This window comes from Streptomyces sp. NPDC050997 (assembly GCF_040660135.1).
In the GTDB taxonomy this organism is placed as follows: Bacteria; Actinomycetota; Actinomycetes; order Streptomycetales; family Streptomycetaceae; genus Streptomyces.
In genome coordinates, this window is record NZ_JBFAGK010000028.1 from 86,517 (window position 1) to 103,858 (window position 17,342).

16 protein-coding genes are annotated in these 17,342 nt (G+C 69.3%); 8 read left to right on the top strand and 8 right to left on the bottom strand.

The features are described 5' to 3' along the window. Nucleotides 1-215 precede the first annotated feature (215 nt). From AB0H86_RS39490 to AB0H86_RS39505, 4 genes are all read left to right on the top strand, one after another. Nucleotides 216-395, top strand: a complete 180-nt coding sequence (locus tag AB0H86_RS39490; RefSeq protein WP_362450166.1) for a hypothetical protein — start codon at nucleotides 216-218, stop codon at nucleotides 393-395. A 257-nt stretch (nucleotides 396-652) separates the two neighbouring features. Then, nucleotides 653-1,324 carry a class I SAM-dependent methyltransferase gene (locus AB0H86_RS39495; protein ID WP_362450219.1) on the top strand — a complete coding sequence of 224 codons (672 nt, stop codon included), beginning with the start codon at nucleotides 653-655 and terminating at the stop codon, nucleotides 1,322-1,324. Between the two features lie 457 nt (nucleotides 1,325-1,781). Then, the gene (locus AB0H86_RS39500; protein WP_362450168.1) at nucleotides 1,782-2,312 is read left to right on the top strand and encodes a GNAT family N-acetyltransferase; all 531 of its coding nucleotides are present in this window, start codon (nucleotides 1,782-1,784) and stop codon (nucleotides 2,310-2,312) included. Nucleotides 2,313-2,830: 518 nt separating this feature from the next. Then, nucleotides 2,831-3,112: a hypothetical protein gene (locus AB0H86_RS39505; protein WP_362450171.1), complete on the top strand. Its 282-nt coding sequence runs from the start codon at nucleotides 2,831-2,833 to the stop codon at nucleotides 3,110-3,112. Nucleotides 3,113-3,117: 5 nt separating this feature from the next. Here AB0H86_RS39505 and AB0H86_RS39510 read toward each other — a convergent pair whose 3' ends face one another. Continuing rightward, on the bottom strand, nucleotides 3,118-4,170 hold the full coding sequence (locus AB0H86_RS39510; RefSeq protein ID WP_362450173.1) for a LacI family DNA-binding transcriptional regulator: 1,053 nt from the start codon (nucleotides 4,168-4,170) through the stop codon (nucleotides 3,118-3,120). 383 nt (nucleotides 4,171-4,553) lie between these two features. Here AB0H86_RS39510 and AB0H86_RS39515 point away from each other — a divergent pair, with 383 nt between their 5' ends. From AB0H86_RS39515 to AB0H86_RS39530, 4 genes are all read left to right on the top strand, one after another. Next, nucleotides 4,554-5,915: an ABC transporter substrate-binding protein gene (locus AB0H86_RS39515; RefSeq protein WP_362450175.1), complete on the top strand. Its 1,362-nt coding sequence runs from the start codon at nucleotides 4,554-4,556 to the stop codon at nucleotides 5,913-5,915. A gap of 5 nt (nucleotides 5,916-5,920) precedes the next feature. Beyond that, nucleotides 5,921-6,934, top strand: a complete 1,014-nt coding sequence (locus tag AB0H86_RS39520; RefSeq protein WP_362450178.1) for a sugar ABC transporter permease — start codon at nucleotides 5,921-5,923, stop codon at nucleotides 6,932-6,934. 12 nt (nucleotides 6,935-6,946) lie between these two features. Then, nucleotides 6,947-7,855 carry a carbohydrate ABC transporter permease gene (locus tag AB0H86_RS39525; protein WP_362450180.1) on the top strand — a complete coding sequence of 303 codons (909 nt, stop codon included), beginning with the start codon at nucleotides 6,947-6,949 and terminating at the stop codon, nucleotides 7,853-7,855. Between the two features lie 118 nt (nucleotides 7,856-7,973). Then, nucleotides 7,974-9,401, top strand: a complete 1,428-nt coding sequence (locus AB0H86_RS39530; protein WP_362450182.1) for a GH1 family beta-glucosidase — start codon at nucleotides 7,974-7,976, stop codon at nucleotides 9,399-9,401. 90 nt (nucleotides 9,402-9,491) lie between these two features. On the opposite strand, the gene AB0H86_RS39535 is transcribed toward AB0H86_RS39530, so the two are convergent. The 7 genes from AB0H86_RS39535 to AB0H86_RS39565 are packed head-to-tail and all read right to left on the bottom strand — an operon-like array spanning nucleotide 9,492 to nucleotide 17,097. Continuing rightward, nucleotides 9,492-10,520 (bottom strand): endonuclease/exonuclease/phosphatase family protein, encoded by a 1,029-nt coding sequence (locus tag AB0H86_RS39535; RefSeq protein ID WP_362450185.1) that lies wholly within the window; start codon nucleotides 10,518-10,520, stop codon nucleotides 9,492-9,494. Then, entirely contained in the window at nucleotides 10,517-11,548 is a 1,032-nt protein-coding gene (locus AB0H86_RS39540) for a glycosyltransferase family A protein (protein ID WP_362450187.1), read from the bottom strand. The genes AB0H86_RS39535 and AB0H86_RS39540 overlap by 4 nt, the downstream gene beginning before the upstream one ends. Continuing rightward, nucleotides 11,541-12,656: an NAD-dependent epimerase/dehydratase family protein gene (locus AB0H86_RS39545; RefSeq protein WP_362450221.1), complete on the bottom strand. Its 1,116-nt coding sequence runs from the start codon at nucleotides 12,654-12,656 to the stop codon at nucleotides 11,541-11,543. Before AB0H86_RS39545 ends, AB0H86_RS39540 begins: the two co-directional genes overlap by 8 nt. Next, a complete protein-coding gene (locus tag AB0H86_RS39550; protein ID WP_362450189.1) occupies nucleotides 12,656-14,086 on the bottom strand; it encodes an aspartate aminotransferase family protein in 1,431 nt (476 codons plus the stop codon). Before AB0H86_RS39550 ends, AB0H86_RS39545 begins: the two co-directional genes overlap by 1 nt. Continuing rightward, the gene (locus AB0H86_RS39555; RefSeq protein ID WP_362450192.1) at nucleotides 14,083-15,093 is read right to left on the bottom strand and encodes a lysylphosphatidylglycerol synthase domain-containing protein; all 1,011 of its coding nucleotides are present in this window, start codon (nucleotides 15,091-15,093) and stop codon (nucleotides 14,083-14,085) included. The genes AB0H86_RS39550 and AB0H86_RS39555 overlap by 4 nt, the downstream gene beginning before the upstream one ends. Beyond that, complete coding sequence (locus AB0H86_RS39560) at nucleotides 15,090-16,109, bottom strand: glycosyltransferase family 2 protein (protein WP_362450194.1); 1,020 nt, start codon at nucleotides 16,107-16,109, stop codon at nucleotides 15,090-15,092. Before AB0H86_RS39560 ends, AB0H86_RS39555 begins: the two co-directional genes overlap by 4 nt. A 34-nt stretch (nucleotides 16,110-16,143) precedes the next feature. Further along, nucleotides 16,144-17,097: a UbiA prenyltransferase family protein gene (locus AB0H86_RS39565; protein WP_362450195.1), complete on the bottom strand. Its 954-nt coding sequence runs from the start codon at nucleotides 17,095-17,097 to the stop codon at nucleotides 16,144-16,146. Nucleotides 17,098-17,342 lie beyond the last annotated feature (245 nt).

Below are 17,342 nucleotides of genomic sequence, written 5' to 3' on the forward strand. Positions count from 1 at the left end.
ATCCTCGACACGGCCACGGCTGTCGATCTGGGTGAGCGCCGCCACAAGCGTTTGGACGGGGCTTACTCGACGTTCCCCCGGGCCTGTCGCGGCTGTGCTGGAGAGACCGCCGTGCGGGCTCTTGGCGACCACGCCGGGCAGTGCGAGCAGTGCGTTGACGACGCCTCGCTGTGCGGGACCCGGACCGCGCTGGAGCAACTCGCACGGGAGGCACGATGAGCGCCGCGACGTTGACCCCGGCACAGAAAGCGTTCGGCGAGCTCGCCGACCACTGCATCCTCTGCCCCGGCTGCAAGGTCGACCTCGGCCGGCCGGTCGATCCCCCCGAGTGCCCGGAGGCAATGGAGCGGTACCGGTCCTGGTTCCTCCTCTGGCGCAGGGAGGTCAGACGGTGATCTGCGCACGCTGCGACCTCCGCATCCTTCCCGGCGAGGAGACGCCCGTCGTCAACGCTGCACCCACCAACGCGGGCACGACGGTGTACATCCACACGGTGCCGTGCAAGCCGGCGCCTCACCAAAGCACGCCCGCGCGGCGACGCTGACCCCCGCCGCCCCCGTACCCGTGAGCTGGTGGGGGCGGCGGGTTCCAACGCCCCGACCGGGGCGTCCGTCCACAACAGGAGGAACACACGTGACCATCGCGTTGGAACATCCCGTGGGCACCACCGACCCGCGCCTGGGACACCTACGCGCGGCAGCGGCCCGAGCGCAAGCCGACCAACGCCCGCGGAGAGACGACCTGGTTCAACTGGACGCAGTACCCCGACCACGGCCCCGGTGCTGAGCTCCTCGATCTGCCGCCCGGTGGCCGCGTGCTGGATCTCGGCTGCGGCAAGGGCGGAAACGCGGCGCACCTGGCCCGGCTCGGCATGGAAGCAGTCGGCATCGACGTGTCGGCGGCGCAACTGCGGGCGGCTGAGGAGCGATGGGGCGGCATGCCGGGGCTCGACCTGGTACGGGCGGACGCCCTCTCCTACTTGCACGGCACCGCTCCCTTCGACGCGGTGTGCTCGGTGTACGGGGCGGTGTGGTTCACGGACCCGGCCGTCCTGCTACCGGCTGTGCGTGAGCGGCTGCGGCCGGGCGGCATGCTGGTGTTTTCGCAGCGGCCGCCCGTCGAAGGCTGCTACGGCTGCCAGGCTTCGTACATTCCGCGCAGCGCCGACGAGGACCCGCTCGTCGTGAAGCGCTGGGACTACGAGCCGACAGTGTGGGAGCAGCTGCTCGACAGCTACGGCTACACGGACGTGCGCACGCAGGTGCTGGCCGCGCCTCCCGGCCCACGCACGGTAGGCACACTCATCGTCCAGGCCCGCGCCTGACAGCTGTAGCGGCCCCGGTCAGTTCTCCCCCTCACCGACCGGGGTCTGCGGCGGGCCGCTCAGGTGAGGCGTGGCCCTGCTCGATCCGGCTGTACGAGGGCGCGGCGGCGGGTCAGGACCGCTCGTCGGGTGGGGCGGGACCTCCCGTCCACTCTCCCGAGCCCATGATCAAAAAGGATTCGGGCGGACCCTAATTTGTGTGATCTTGCAGTGCGGAGGAAGGTTGATCATGTGCCGGGGGCGCTGTCGTGTTTCATTGACTGTCGGTAAGGCCGTTCTGCACTCAGCCGGCCCCCACCCTGGATAGCCTCAGAACCCCCTTGTTCCCGTGGGAACGAGAGGCGGTGGGCAGCATTCAGCGACATCGAGCGTCATTGAACGCGCCCGGCTGAAGTCGTTCCCGGCGCCCGCGTCCCGGCGGCCCGGACTGCTCACAGACCTCGGAGAGGGCCAGCCGATGACCGAGCCCCTCATGGCCGCCGAACCCTTCTCCGCACCCCGCCTCGACCTCCTGCCCCTGCGGGTCGAGCACGCCGAGGAGATGGCCGTCGCGCTGTCCGACCCGGCCCTGCACACCTTCATCGGCGGCACACCCCACTCCCCCGACGCCGTGCGGACCCGCTACGAGCGGTTGGTCGCCGGATCGCCCGACCAGGACGTCACGTGGTGCAACTGGGTACTGCGACCGCGCACGGAGGACTGCCTCGTGGGCACGGTCCAGGCGACGATCACACGGGGAGACGCGGGTCGGCACACCGCCGAGATCGCCTGGGTGGTCGGGACACCCTGGCAGGGGCGCGGGTTCGCCTCCGAGGCGGCGCGGGCGCTCGTCGCGTGGCTCGGGAGTCGGTCCGTGCGGACGGTGGTCGCCCACATCCACCCCGACCACCTCGCGTCGGCCTCGGTCGCCACGGCGGCCGGCCTCACACCGACCGAGGAGGAGCAGGACGGCGAGCGGAGGTGGCGGCTGGTCCTGGGCGGCGACTAGGACCCTTCTGCCGCGGCAGGCACGGCGCCAGGGGACGTCCGCATCCGACGGCCTCTCAGGCAGCCGCCGCCCCGCGACGCCGTCGCCAACTCGCCCTCGCTTGCGCAGCGTTCGCCCGGATCCGGGCGGGTGGCCCGTTCGACGACCGCCGCCTGTGCCGCCGTACCCCGGAAGGCGCGCTCGTCATCGCCCAGGACCAGCGCCACCTCCGCCCGCCCTCGCGCCAGGGCATCACCGTCGCCGTACGTCCGTCCCGTAGCGCGATCCGGTGCGGTTGCGGGACGATCGCCGGATGCCGGACCGAGCGATGGAAGGCCCAGGCACGGTCGAGCCGGCGGCGGGCGGCGCGGTGGCGGCCGACTTGGCGAAACAGCGTGTGCCGTCCGGGAGTTGGACGCCGTGCGAGACGCATCCGTCTCGAAGGGGAGCGGGTGCCGCCGGCTTTCCCCACGGCCATACCCGGATCGTACGGGCGTATTGTCAGGTTATGAGTCATTCGTGATGTTGGGAGTCTCGTCATGCTGGCCCGGCGCAACCCCCGGTGGCGGCTGGTGACCTGGGTGTTCCTCGCGTTCAACCTGGCCATGCTGCTGTGGCTCGTGGTGGCCCTCGACGCGGCGGGCAAGGGATGCGTCGGGGAGTTGTGCCGGGGCGCCGACGACTCGGGGTCGGCCGCCGGCGCCTGGCTCGTGATCCTCTGCTGGCTGGCCGGGGACGTGCTCCTGGGCATCGCCTGGTTCGTCACGCACCGCACCGAGCGGCCGCGACGGCGACCGCGCAGGCGGTGGCACCGGCAGTGACCCGGTCAGGACGACGCCCGCGCCACCAACTCCGTCGCCAGCACCACCTGGCGCCGCTCCAGCTCCCGGGTGACCGCCGGCCGACGGTCGGCGATCTCGGTCAGCAGCAGGTCGATCATCCTGCGGCCCATCTCCTCTATGGGCTGGCGCACACTGGTCAGCGGCGGGTCCATGTGGCGGGCGATGGCCGAGTCGTCGTAACCGACGAGCGCCACGTCGTCGGGGATACGGTGACCCTCCTCGCGCAGGACCTGACGGGCGCCGGCCGCCATCACGTCCGAGCCCGCGAAGACCGCGTCCAGGTCGGGACGGCGGGCCAGCAGCTTCGTCATCGCGCGCCGGCCGCCCTCCTCGGTGAAGTCGCCGGGCTCGATCAGCCGCTCGTCCGCCTCGTGCCCGGCGTCCCGCAGGGCGTCGCGGTAGCCGTCGACGCGTCGCTGGGCGCCGTACACATCGAGCCGGCCGGTGATGTGGGCGACCACCCGGGAGCCTCGGGCCAGCAGGTGCTCGACCGCCGAACGGGCGCCGCCGTAGTTGTCCGAGTCGACCGACGTCAGCGTCTCCCCTGCCGATCTCGGGCCGCTGATCACTGCCGGGATCTCCAGCTGGGAGAGCAGGTCGGGCAGCGGGTCGTCGGCGTGCACCGACACCAGAAGGACGCCGTCGACCCGGTGCGCGGCCAGATACTGGGCGAGGCGGGCCCGCTCCCGGTCGCTGCCCGCGAAGATCAGCAGCAGCTGCATCTCCGTGTCGGACAGTTCGGCGCCGACCCCCTTGAGCATGTCCGAGAAGTACGGTTCGGCGAAGAACCGGGTCTCCGGCTCGGGGACGACGAGGGCGATCGCGTCGGTGCGGTTGGCGGCCAGGGCGCGGGCGGCCGTGTTGGGTACGTAGCCCAGTTCGGCGACCGCCGCCTCCACCGCCGCCCGGGTGGCGTCGCTGACCCGGGGCGAACCGTTGATCACCCGGGAGACCGTCCCGCGACCGACGCCCGCCCGTGCCGCCACCTCTTCGAGGGTGGGCCGGCCACCGCTCCGGCCCCTCGCTCCGTGGCCCATGGCTCCGCCTCTCCCGCCGTAGTCTTGCCGCCGGCCTGGAACTTAACAGTCCCGCTCACCGGTGTGGCCGTCACGGGAGCTCGCCGCCCCCGGAACGTCCTGGTCCTCGAACGCCGACCGGGCCGAGTGATGCCGACCGCTTCCGATCCGCTCCCCCCGGGTCCAGTTAACAGCCCGATAACTGAACGCATCTCTCCGCCCCCGGTCCCTTGACACCCCCGCCCGGGTCGACGAACCTTCAACACATCACCAGTGGGAGCGCTCCCACGGTACCTGACTCATACACAACCCGCACGTTCCCCACCCGAGCCGCAGCATGAAACAACGGGTCCGACAACGCAGTTGGCCGGGGGGCCGGCACGTCAGGGCAACAGGAGGACGCAATGCGAGGACGTACCCTCCGCCACTCTCGGCTGGACTCGAGAGGGGGCAGGACCCGCCGCACCGCCAACAGGACATTGGTCCTTGCGGTGAGCGCCGCGATGAGCGCGGGGCTGCTGGCCGGCTGCGCCGACGACGGTGGCGACAAAAGCAGTTCGTCCGGGGACGACAAGGGCAAGACCGTCGTCAAACTGGGACTCTTCGGCACCTTCGGATTCAAAGAGGCCGGCCTCTTCTCGGAGTACGAGAAGCTCAACCCGGGCATCAAGATCGAGGAGAACGTCACCCAGCGGAACGAGAACTACTACCCGGCGCTCGTCAACCACCTCACCACCAGCGCGGGCCTGATGGACATCCAGGCCGTCGAGGTCGGCAACATCGCCGAGGTGGTGAGCACCCAGGGGGACAAGCTCGAGGACCTCTCGAAGGCGCCGGGCGTGAAGTCGAGCGACTGGCTGGACTGGAAGTGGCAGCAGGCCACCACGAAGGACGGCCGGACGATCGGCCTCGGCACCGACGTGGGGCCGGTGGCGATCTGCTACCGCAAGGACCTCTTCAAGGAAGCCGGGCTGCCGACCGACCGCGAAGAGCTGGCGAAGCTGTGGGCCGGCGACTGGAACAAGCTGATCGACGTCGGCGAGGACTACCAGAAGAACGCCCCCAAGGGCACCACTTTCATGGACTCCCCCGGCGGCCTGATGAGCGCCATCCTCGGCAGCGAGAAGGTCAGGTACTACGACGAGTCCGGCAAGGTCATCTACAAGACCAACCCGGTCGTCAAGCAGTCCTTCATGCAGACCGCGAGGGCCGCCGAGGACGGACTGGTCGGCGCCCAGACCCAGTTCCAGCCGGACTGGAACACCACGGTCGCCAACAGCAAGTTCGCCGCGATCGCCTGCCCGCCATGGATGCTCGGCACGCTCAAGGAACATTCGAAGCCGGAGGCCAAGGGCAAGTGGGACGTGGCCGTCGCGCCCAAGTCCGGCAACTGGGGCGGCGCCTTCCTTTCCGTTCCGAAGAGCGGCAAGAACGTGAAGGAGGCCACGAAGCTGGCCGCCTGGCTGACCGCTCCGGAGCAGCAGGCGAAGCTGTTCAAGGTGCAGGGCGGCTTCCCGAGCGCACCGGCCACGTACACCATGCCCCAGGTGCTGGACGCGAAGAACGAGATGACCGGTGACGCGCCGATCGGCGAGATCTTCGCCGCGGCGGCGAAGACGACCCCCGTTCAGATCGTCGGTCCCAAGGACCAGGTCATCGGGTCGAGCCTGAACGACAACGGTCTCGTCCTGGTCACCAAGGGCAAGTCGCCCGAGGAGGCGTGGGAGACGGCCACCAAGACCATCGACAACAACCTGGAGAAGTGACCGGTATGGCCACCCGGCACGACACCGCCGCGCCCCCCGGCAAGGAGGGGGGCGCGGCCCCGGCCCGCGCGCTTCCCGACGCCGGGCCCGCGGGCTCGGCGAAGAAGCGGGCCCGGCTGTCCCGGCGCTGGCAGCGGGACGTGCGCTGGAGCCCGTATGCCTTCGTCTCGCCGTTCTTCCTGCTGTTCATCGCGTTCGGCCTGTTCCCGCTTCTCTACACGGGCTGGGCGTCGCTGCACCAGGTGGAACTGACGGCGCCCACCGACATGAGCTGGGTGGGGCTGCGCAACTACACCCGCATCTTCGAGGACGACTTCTTCTGGAACGCTGCGAAGAACACCCTCACCATCGGCATCATCGCCACCGTTCCGCAGTTGCTGATGGCGATGGGCATCGCCCACATCCTCAACTACAAGCTGCGCGCCTCGATCTTCTTCCGGGTCGTGATGCTCGCTCCGTACGCGACCTCGATCGCCGCCGCCTCGCTGGTGTTCGTGCTGCTCTTCGGCCGCGACTACGGAATGATCAACTGGGTGCTGCACGAGGTCGGCATCGACCCCGTCGACTGGCAGAACGACAAGTGGTGGTCGCAGCTCGCCGTCTCGACGATCATCATCTGGCGGTGGACCGGCTACAACGCGCTGATCTACCTCGCCGCCATGCAGGCCATCCCGCACGACCTGTACGAGTCGGCGGCCCTGGACGGGGCCAGCCGCTGGCAGCAGTTCTTCCACGTGACGCTGCCGTCGCTGCGGCCGACGATCCTGTTCACCTGTGTCGTGTCGACGATCGGGGCCAGTCAGGTCTTCGGCGAGCCGCTGCTGTTCGACGCGACCAAGAGTGCCTCCGGCGGCGCCGAGCACCAGTTCCAGACACTGGGCCTGTACCTGTACGAGCAGGGCTGGGTGAACCAGCACCTGGGGCGGGCCTCGGCGATCGCCTGGATGATGTTCCTCATCCTCATAGTGGTCGGGATCGTCAACTACGTCATCTCGCGCCGGCTGCGCGCCAGTCATTAAGGAGTTCCGGCCGTGTCGACGACTGTGACGAAACCCCCGGCCGACGCGGTGCCCGCACCGCCGAAGCGCTCCCGGCGCCCCAAGTCCGCACGGGCGGGCGGGCAGTTGCACGCCGGGCCGATCGGGTACGCGATCCTGGCCCTGTTCACCATCGGCTCGCTGTTCCCGCTGGTGTGGACGGCGATCGCCGCCTCCCGCGACAACAACCGGCTGGCGCAGTCCCCGCCGCCGTTCTGGTTCGGTTCGGGCCTCTTCGACAAGCTCGAGGTGGCCTGGAAGGAAGCCAACCTCGGTGAGGCGTTCCTCAACACCACCATCGTGGCGGGGATCTCGGCGGTGACCATCGTCGTCCTGTCGACGATCGCGGGGTTCGCCTTCGCCAAGCTGCGGTTCAAGGGCCGCAACGCCCTGATGCTGATCGTGATCGGCACGATGATGGTGCCGCCCCAGCTCAGCGTGATCCCCATGTACATGATGGTCGCGAAGCTGGACTGGACCGACCAGTTGCAAGCGGTGATCTTTCCCTCGCTGGTGAGCGCGTTCGGCGTGTTCTTCATGCGCCAGTACCTGGTCCAGGCGCTGCCGGACGAGATCATCGAAGCCGCCCGCGTGGACGGCGCGAGCAGCTGGCGGGTGGTGTGGCACGTGGTGTTCCCGGCGGCGAGGCCCGCGATGGCCGTGCTGGGGATGCTGACGTTCGTACAGACCTGGAACGACTTCCTGTGGCCGTTCCTCGTGCTGACCCAGATGGGCAACCCGACCGTTCAGGTCGCGATCGCCGGCCTGGGACGCGGCTACACCCCCGACCAGTCCCTGATCATGGCCGGTGCGCTGCTGGGCACACTGCCGCTGCTGCTCGTCTTCGCGATCTTCGGCAAGCAGATCGTGGGCGGCATCATGCAAGGTGCCGTCAAGGGCTGACGGCGGATCAGCTCGCCTCGGTCCCCGTGCTGCCGGGGCGGGTCACCGCCGCCTCACCCCGGTTTTCCTCCTCCCCCTTCCTCCAACGGTCTGAACGACCACCGATGGGAGCGCTTCCATGCCTGAACCCACGACGCCGGTGACCTTTCCCTCCACCTTCCTCTGGGGCGCGTCGACCTCCGCTTACCAGATCGAGGGGGCAGTGCGGGAGGGCAGTCGCACCCCGTCGATCTGGGACACCTTCAGCCATACGCCGGGCAAGACCTTCGACGGCGACCACGGTGACATCGCTGTCGACCACTACCGTCGCTATCCCGAGGACGTGGCGCTGATGGCGGAGCTGGGCCTGGACGCCTACCGCTTCTCCATCTCCTGGTCGCGGGTGCAGCCGACGGGCCGCGGCCCGGCCGCGCAGGTCGGTCTGGACTTCTACCGTCGCCTCGTCGACGAACTGCTGTCCCACGGCATCAAGCCGACCGTGACCCTCTACCACTGGGACCTCCCGCAGGACCTGGAGGACGCGGGCGGGTGGCCGGAGCGCGACACGGCGTACCGGTTCGCCGACTACGCACAGCTGGTCGGCGAGGCGCTCGGCGACCGCGTGGAGCACTGGATGACGCTCAACGAGCCCTGGTGCAGCGCGTTCCTGGGCTACGCCTCGGGAGTACACGCCCCGGGCCGTACGGACCCGGAGGCGTCCCTGAAGGCCGCCCACCACCTGAACCTGGCCCACGGCCTGGGCACGTCCGCTCTGCGGTCGGTGATGCCGGCCCGCAACTCGATCGCGGTGAGCCTCAACTCCTCGGCGGTGCGCCCCGTGTCGCAGGACCCGGCGGACCTTGCGGCAGCCCGCAAGATCGACGACTTGGCCAACGGCGTCTTCCACGGCCCGATGCTGCACGGCGCCTATCCCGAGACGCTGCTGAAGGCGACCGAAAAGATCACGGACTGGTCGTGCATCGTGGAGGGCGACCTGGTGCTGATCAACCAGCCGCTGGACTCGCTGGGGCTGAACTACTACACGCCGGCGCTGGTGTCGGCGGCGGACCCCGAGTCCAGCAGCCCGCGCGCGGACGGGCACGGGGAGAGCGCGTACTCGCCCTGGCCGGGCACGGACGACGTGATGTTCCACCAGACGCCCGGCGAGCAGACGCAGATGGGCTGGACGATCGACCCGACGGGTCTGCACGAGCTGCTCATGCGTTACACACGTGAGGCGCCCGGCCTGCCGCTGTACGTCACCGAGAACGGCGCGGCCTACGACGACAAGCCCGACCCGGACGGCCGCGTCCACGACCCGGAGCGGATCGCCTACCTGCACGGCCACCTGTCGGCGGTCCGCCGCGCCATCGCCGACGGCGCGGACGTCCGCGGCTACTACCAGTGGTCCCTGATGGACAACTTCGAGTGGTCGTACGGCTACGAGAAGCGGTTCGGCATCGTGTACGTCGACTACGCCACGCTCGAGAGGACGCCGAAGTCGAGTGCGCGCTGGTACGCGGAGGTGGCGCGGACCGGGAAGCTGCCCGCGGTGGAGGGGGTCTGACCGCGGCTTCCGGCAGCGGCGGGGGGCGCGGCATCCTGGAGGGAGTGCCGCGCCCCCTGCTCTCGGCGGACGTTGTACGGGCCGGTCGGTTCAGGTGTCCTTGCGGACGTCGATGACCAGTTCCTGGACGGCGTGGTCCGAGAGTCCCTGAGGGTCGCGGAAGTGATAGTGCTCCGCCCTCGCACCACGGGTGGTGAAAGCGAGGTCGAGCCGCCACCACCGTAGCCAGGCCGCACCCCGGTGCCAGCTGACGGGGTAGAGCGACCGGCACGCCCGCAGGGCGTCCTCGGCCACGGCCGACAGCCGCTCGATGTCACCCAGCGAGCGGCTGAGGTTGAAGTCGCCGGCGATGAGCGCCGGACACTCGTTGTCGCGGACGTCTGCGATCAACCGGTCCAGCTGGCGGTTCCGGCTGAGCACCCGTTCCCTGATCTCCCGGTAGAGCCCGAGCCGGAGGGGGTTCTCCAGGAACACGTGCACCGGAAGGTGCACGTTGTACGTGGACAGCACCGGTGAGCCGGGCAGGGAATCGATGCGCAGGTCCGCCCGGAACACCTCGGGAGCCCCGATGTCGGGTGTCGCGACGGCGGGGAAACGCGAGAGTGTGACGAACTGCCCCCGTACCAGGACGTGGTAGCCGGGGAACTCACGAGCCAGGCGCGCGCGGAAGTCCACCGGGATCGGCGGAGCGTGCACGCCTGCGTCGTAAATGTGCTCCTGGAGGAGGTAGATGTCGGCGTCGAGCCGCCGAAGGAAGGCGTAGAAGTCCTCGGTGTCGACGCTCTCGTCCCAGTGCTGGGTGTTCCAGCACACGACGCGGACGCCTCCCGCCGATCCGGTGGCGCGGCGGTTGTTGAGCGCTGCCCGCGGCGCCAGTCCGGAATGCCTCATCCCCAGCACGAGCGCCGCCGCCGCGAGGGTGGCGGTCCACCAGCGCGGACCGCCACTCGTGGCCGAGGCGCCCGCCAACAGCGCTCCGGGGACCAGGACATGGACGGGCGGTGGCAGTACGTCCGTCGTCGCCCACCACCACCATCGGTTGGTCAGCAGCCGGTCCACCACCTGGAAGAGCAGCGCCCCGACGGCACCGGTGATCAGAACGGCGTCGAGCGTCGTCATGCGGGCGCGCTCACCCCCGAGCCCAGGGCGGCGTCGTAGACCTCACGGAACCGGCGGGAGAACAGACACCGCAGGCCGCCCGCGATGACCCCCACGGCCACGGTGAGGTTCACCACGAAGTTGACCGCCATGAAGTACCCGAGGAAGCCCCACCCCTTGTGCCGGACGACGCAGCGGTACAGGCCGGTGTCGCACGCGAGCCCTGTGCCCAGCACCAGCACCGGTACGACCGCCCAGGCCGCGCCCAGCAGGAGCGGCAGCAGCAGCGTGGCGACGGACAGCAGGCACACCGCGCTCGCCCAGGCGCGGGGGCCTGAGGCGTAGCCGCCGGGGAGGCCGCGCCGCCGCAGGTACAGCGGCATGGCGAGGTAGATGCGCTGGTAGACCTTGCGGAGCACCAGCCGCAGCGTGTCGTCGTTGTCGTGCCGGCCCACCACGGCCGAGGTGCTCAGTGCCCCGTAGCGCATCGCGAGGCGCAGTCCGAAGTCCTGGTCCTCGGTGTGGCGGAGCTGGGGATTGAACCCGTCCAGCTCGGCGAAGACGTCCGCCCGGATGGCGAAGGTGTTGGTGTGGACGGTACTGATCCGCCCTTCGGAGCTGACCAGCGCGTAGTACTGCTGGAGGCAGCGGTACTCCTCCATGCGGCTGTCCCTGATGAGCGGGTCCGGGTCGTAGATCCCGCAGACCGCTCCCAGGTCCGGGGTGGCAAGCAACAGGCGGACCGCCTGCGTCACGGCGTCGGGGGCGAGGGCCACGTCGGAGTCGACGAAGAGCAGGATCTCCCCGCGGGCGCGCGCGGCACCCAGGTTGCGGGCCACCGAGACACCGCCGTTCGTACCGGTGCTGACGGCCTCGACCCCGAGGGCCGCCGCGACGACCACGGAGTCGTCGGTGCTGCAGTCGTCGATCAGGACGATCTCGATCGAGGGATAGTCCTGGTCCTGGATCGCCTTGAGGCACAGGGGCAGGGACTTGGCGTAGTTGTAGTTCGGCACGATGACCGACACCAGGGGCTGCTGATCAGGCATGGGTCCTCTTTCGGGTAGGCGGCCGGAAGAAGACCTTGGCGAGGGAGAGCGCCCCTTGCCGCCAAGGTTCGACGCTTGTGGTACCGCCGGTCGCGGGTCGGCGTCCGGCGGTGTTCGCGGACCGCTGCCGCTGCTCGCGCCACCACGCGTAGGTACGGAGGATGGACTCCTCGTTGGAGTATCGCGGGTCGAAGCCCAGCCGTTCCCGGGCGCGGTCGGTGCTGACGAAGGAGTCGTCGAGGAGTTTGTTCAGCAGACGGCCGTAGACGGGGGAGAGACCGGTCCGCTCCAGCAGGCGCAGCGCGGACACAGCGGGCCGGCCCGGGATCGGCACAACCCGTCGGCCATGACCGGCGGCGTCGAGCACGGCCTGGAAGTCCTCCCGCAGCGTGCCGAAGGTGGTCGCGCCGAGGTTGAAGGTGTCGTCCGCCTGTTCGGGTGGGGCGTGCAGCGTGGTGATCACGGCGTCGACGAGGTCGTTCACGTCGAACATCTGGATGCGGACATCGCCCCGGCCCAGAACGGGGAAGTTGCGGCCTTCCTCCGCCCACTCGAAGAGCATCGCGAACAAACCCATCCGGCCCGGCCCGAGGAAGGTCTTGGGGCGCAGGATCGGCAGGCACATTTCACCGCCGCGGAATCTCTCGCAGACCTCCTCGGCCTCGGCCTTGGCGGCGCTGTACGTGTCCACCGGCCGGCGGGGGTACTCCTCGGTGGTCGGCACGACCTTGGGCAGTCCGTAGACCGCGGTCGACGAGATCTGGACGAACCGGGGGACCCGGTTCGAGGCAGCGGCCGTGAGCATGGTCCGGGTGCCGTCCACGATGATCGAACGTATCTGCTCGGTCGGATAGCTGGGCAGCGCGGCAGCGCAGTGCACCACCGCGTCGGCGTCCGTGAGCGCCCTCTTCATCGCCGCGCCGTCCCGGACGTCCGCGACGGTGATGTCGAGTTCGTCCGGCCGTCCGCCGCCCGCGCGGGAGGCGGTGAAGTGAGCGGGGTCGGGTTCGCGGACGTCCACACAGTGCACGTGGTGTCCCTCGTCCAGCAGCTTGCCGATCAGGGTGGAACCCAGCATCCCGGCCCCGCCCGTCACCACGACGTTCATCACCACAGCGACGACACCTTCTCCTGAACGAACTTGGTGAGCAGCCGCGGGAGCCCCTTGGCCAGCGTCTTGTCCAGCGCTTCAAGGAACCGCTCGACCTCGGGCTGCTCCACGATCAGCGGTGGAGCGGCTACCAGCGGATTGCGCCCGTTGAGCGTGTAGTACGCGTAGATGTCGTGGTCGCGGTACAGCGCGTTCACCACCGACGAGGTGATCAGCTTGGTGAGGAACCGGGGATCACGGGTCATCCCGCCGGGTACCAGCTTGGTCGCCAGTTCCAGGGTCCTTGGACCCTCCCGCAGGAAGACGCCGTGCAGCGCGCCGGCCCCGCGTACGTCGACCACGGTCTCGGAGTGCTCCTTCGCGATGCGCTCCAGTCCCGGGGCGAGGACCCGCTCGATGGCACGGGCTCGCGCGGGGTAGTCGTCCTCCACCACGATGTTGATCGCTTCGATGGCGGTGGCCGTCTCCTCGCCGAATCCGTAGTACGTGGTGCTCGTGCTCTGGAGCAGGGCGTCCATCATATTGTCGTAGGCACGGCGGAAGACGGGTTCCCGGGCGACGTAGGCCGAGATGGACGACTTGCCGCCGCCGAATGACTTCGAGGTCGTCACCACGTCCGGTACGAGGCCCGGGTAACGCATGAAGTAGAAGAGGCTGCCGGTCTTTCCCCAGCCGGTGTAGATCTCGTCGAAGATCAGGACGATGTCCTCTTCCGTGCACAGCGCGCGCAGTCCACGGAGGAACTCCTCCGAGCACCACTGCATGGTGGAGGCGCTGAACGGCTCGACGAGAATCGCGTAGACGTCGCACTCGCCTTTCCCCTTACGGGACTTGGCGACTTCCTGGCGGATCGCGTCGAGGTCGCCGTACGGGTAGGAGACCACTCCCTGGATGCCGGGGAACCGGAACGTCTCCTGCGCCTGCCCGGTGAGGCTTCCCGAGCCGAGCAGCTTCCCGTGGAACGCGTTGTCGGCGCGCAGGATCCGCTTGCGGGAGCCGTTGTGGTACTTGTACGCGAGCTTCACGGCGCCCTCCACCGCCTCCGCGCCGGAGTTCGGGAAGAAGGACATGTTGAGGTCGTCCGGGAGGAGCTGCGCCAGGTTGTGGCCGAGTGCCGCCACATAGGGGGAGAAGTAGGTCTTGTGCACCTCCATCCGCTGCTCCTCCTGAAACCGCCGGCGCGCGGCCAGGATGCGCGGGTGGTTGTGTCCGTGGCTCAGCACGCCGACGCCGCCGGTGAAGTCGAGGATGCGGCGGCCGTCGCGCTGGTAGAGGTAGGCGCCCTCGGCATGGTCGACCAGTTCTCTGCCGAACCCGAAGGACGTCATCAGGGATACCTGGCTCCGGTTGACATGGCGCCGGTACAGGTCTTGCACTTGCTTCGCCGTCAGGGCCTGGGTGTCGTCGATGGACAACAGATCGGTCATGATTTCGCCGTCCTTGAGTCGTCGTGCGGTACGGAAGCTGTCCGGGAAGGGGAATCATGCGTCCGGGTGGGGCGCGGCCGACGGGCGAGCAGCAGCACGCCCCCGGCGACGATGACCTCACTCGCGGTGCAGATGATGCGGCTCGCCACAGCGACGGCTCCCGCGGCCGACCAGGGCAGCACGCTGGAGAGCACCACCATGAGGATCGCCTCGCGGGCGCCCCAGCCGTCCGGCAGGACGACTGCCAGGCTGCTGATGGCGGTAGCCATCGCGAACCCACCGACGCACAGCGGCAGCGACCGGAGCGGATCGGCACCGAACAGGACCGCCAGCGACCACAGGTGAAGCCCGGAGACCAGCCAGGAGACGGTGGCCGCCACCATGCTCCGGCGCATTCCCGCCGCGGTCGCCGTGCTGGTGGGCGCATTCCTGCGGACCAGCCGGGCCGCCACCCTCAGCATCGAGGTGAGCAGTTCCGGACGGACGAGCAGTACGCCCACGGCGCAGGCCGGCAGCAGCAGCAACCACCCCTGGCCACCGAGCAGTCCCGGACCACAGACCAGGCCCAGGGCGAGCCCGGTCAGTGTGCCGACCGCAAGATTGAGCAGGAAGACCCCGGACATGGCCGACGCCGAGAAGCCGGCTTCTTTGCCCAGGCGGAGCTGGGCGAGAAGGCCCCAGACCCGGCCGGGCACGAACTTGCCGAGAAATGACGTGAAGTAGATCCGGGCGGCGACGCGGAGGTCCACCACAGGGCGGAGGCCGACCAGGAGAGACCGCCATGTCATGAGAGAGATCAGCATTCCCACGGCATTGGCGGCGAAGGCGGCGACAAGGTACGGGAGGGACCGGGGGCGCAACGCGAGGTCCGCGAACGCGCCGATCCGGTCGTGCAGCGACAGCCACAGTCCGGCCAGCACCGCCAGGAAGAACGCGCCGGACAGCACGTTGCGGCGGATACCGCGCTCCGGTGCCCGAATCCCCGGCGGAGTCTCGGTAGCCGTCATCGCGCGGATGCCTCGGTGGCGGGCCCGACCCGGCCGGCATCCGGACGACCGAATCCACGGTCCGTCAGCAGCCGCAGTCCGCCCCAGGCGGCGCCCAGGACGATCGACAGCTGGACCAGGAAATGAACCCCGGTGAAGTAGGCGAGGAACGCGGGGCCCCGCTGGCGCAGTACGAAGCGGGAGAGGCCGGGGTCGGAGGCGATGGCGACCAGGAGGAACAGCAGCGGAACGGCCGGGAGCAGCGCTATCAGGGGCAGCGTCGCCACCGTCGCGGCGACCGCGAGCACACCGACCATGCTGTGTGCCCGCACCGCGTTCTTCTGTGCCCGGTGCGCCGCCGCGAACGGGATCAGGAGCTGTGCCCGCCTGGCCTGTTCCCGGAGCAGGCCGCGCAGGCTGTCGGCGTCGTCGTGTCGACCGGTGATGGTGTCCGTCAGGCGGACGCGGCAGCGGCCGTGGAGCCGGTTGCTGTATTCCAGGTCCTCCGAGTCGCGCAGCCGCTCGTTCAGCGGGCCGACCGCTTCGAAGACCTCGCGTCGGACGGCGCCCAGTGCGAAGAAGGCCGAGGCCACGACGCCGACGCTGCGACGGTGGAAGTAGTGGGCGTGCAGCACCCGGTAGCGCTCGACGGGGCCGTCGTCGAAGAGCGGCTCCGCAGCCGGAACGCCGTGTACGAACCCGCAATCGGGATCCTCGGTGAGGATCCGGACCGCGTTCTCCAGCGCGTCGGGTGCGAGGGCCACATCGGAATCGACGAAGAAGAGGATGTCGCCTCGGCTCTCGGCGGCGCCGCGGTTGCGGACCGCTGAGACACCGCTGTTGCCGGGGTTCACGATCAGCCTGCACGGATAGGTCCGGATGATCTCCCGTGAGCGGTCCGTGCTGGCGTCGTCGACGACGATGACCTCCAGCGGCTGGAGGGTCTGGGCGAAGACCGCGTCCAGGCACGCCGGAAGTGTCTTCTCGTAGTTGTAGTTGGGGATGATGACGGACACGGTCGGTTTACCAAGTCTCATGCGGCTGTCCTCAGGGCTTCCCACAGATCGTTCGTCACCGGCTCGGCAGTCCGCCCACGAATTCCGGATGGCCGGCCAGCACCGAGGTGAAGGCGAGACAGCCACAGCACAACACCGCGCTGATGACGACCCGCCGATCGCGCAGCAGGGTCTTGGTGGGGTCCCCGCCTCCCCCTTCCGTGATCACTATCTGGAGGTAGCGCAACAGTCCGTACAGGACGAACGGCATGGTCAGCAGCAGGGCCACCTGACCGAAGGGCTGTGTCGCGTCGCTGCGCAGGAAACCGGCGTACCCCAGCACCGCGACGACCGCGGTGACGATGGCCATCTGTTCCACGAACGGGCGGGAGTAGCCCTCAAGGGTGGGGCGGTGCCGGTCGGCCACCGCCCCCAGGTCCAGCTCGTGTCGCCGTTTGCCCAGGCTGATCATGGCGGAGGCCGCGTAGACGCCCAGTACGAGCCACACCGACAGGGGGATACCGCCGGCCAGGAAACCCAGGACGACCCGCAGCGCGAACCCGGCTGCGACGACGAAGACGTCGACCAGTGGGATGTGCTTGAGCCTGTGGCTGTAGAACACGTTGAGCACGAGATAGACGGCCACGGGCCAGGTGAGCCGCCACGGCCCCATCGCGGCCAGAACCGCCAGCGCCGCGGTGAGCACCACCGCCGAGGCGATGGCCACGGAGACGGAAACCCGCCCGGCGGCGATCGGCCGGGCACGTTTCACCGGGTGCAGACGATCCCGCTCCCGGTCGGCCGTGTCGTTGATCACGTAGACAATCGATGCCGCAAGGGTGAACAGGGCGACGGCCCAGGCCATGTGGGACAACCTGTACCAGGTCCAGGACACTCCGCCGACCAGTGGCAGGGCGACGGCCACCAGGTTCTTCGGCCACTGGTGAGGCCGTACCAGCAACACCAGGTCCTTCGCCCGCATGCCGGGTCTGGCGGAGGGGTCGCGCAGGCGCGGTTCTGTGACCGTCATGTCATCTCCCCGCCGGAACCGAGACGGCGCGGGTTCTGATGCCCCATGGCCGTGTGGCGGCGTCTTCGGCCGTCCAAGGGGAGGTGTCCCGCACCAGATCGGCGTGCGGCACCTGCGATGGGGTTGCGCGTCGTCATGACTCTCCTTCGGGCGAGGCTTCGTGCGGTTGGGGGGGGGCGGTTCGTACCGGGCGGAAGCGCGCACGTGCGATCGGAGGCGACGGTTTCAGGGGGTCCCGCTCATGG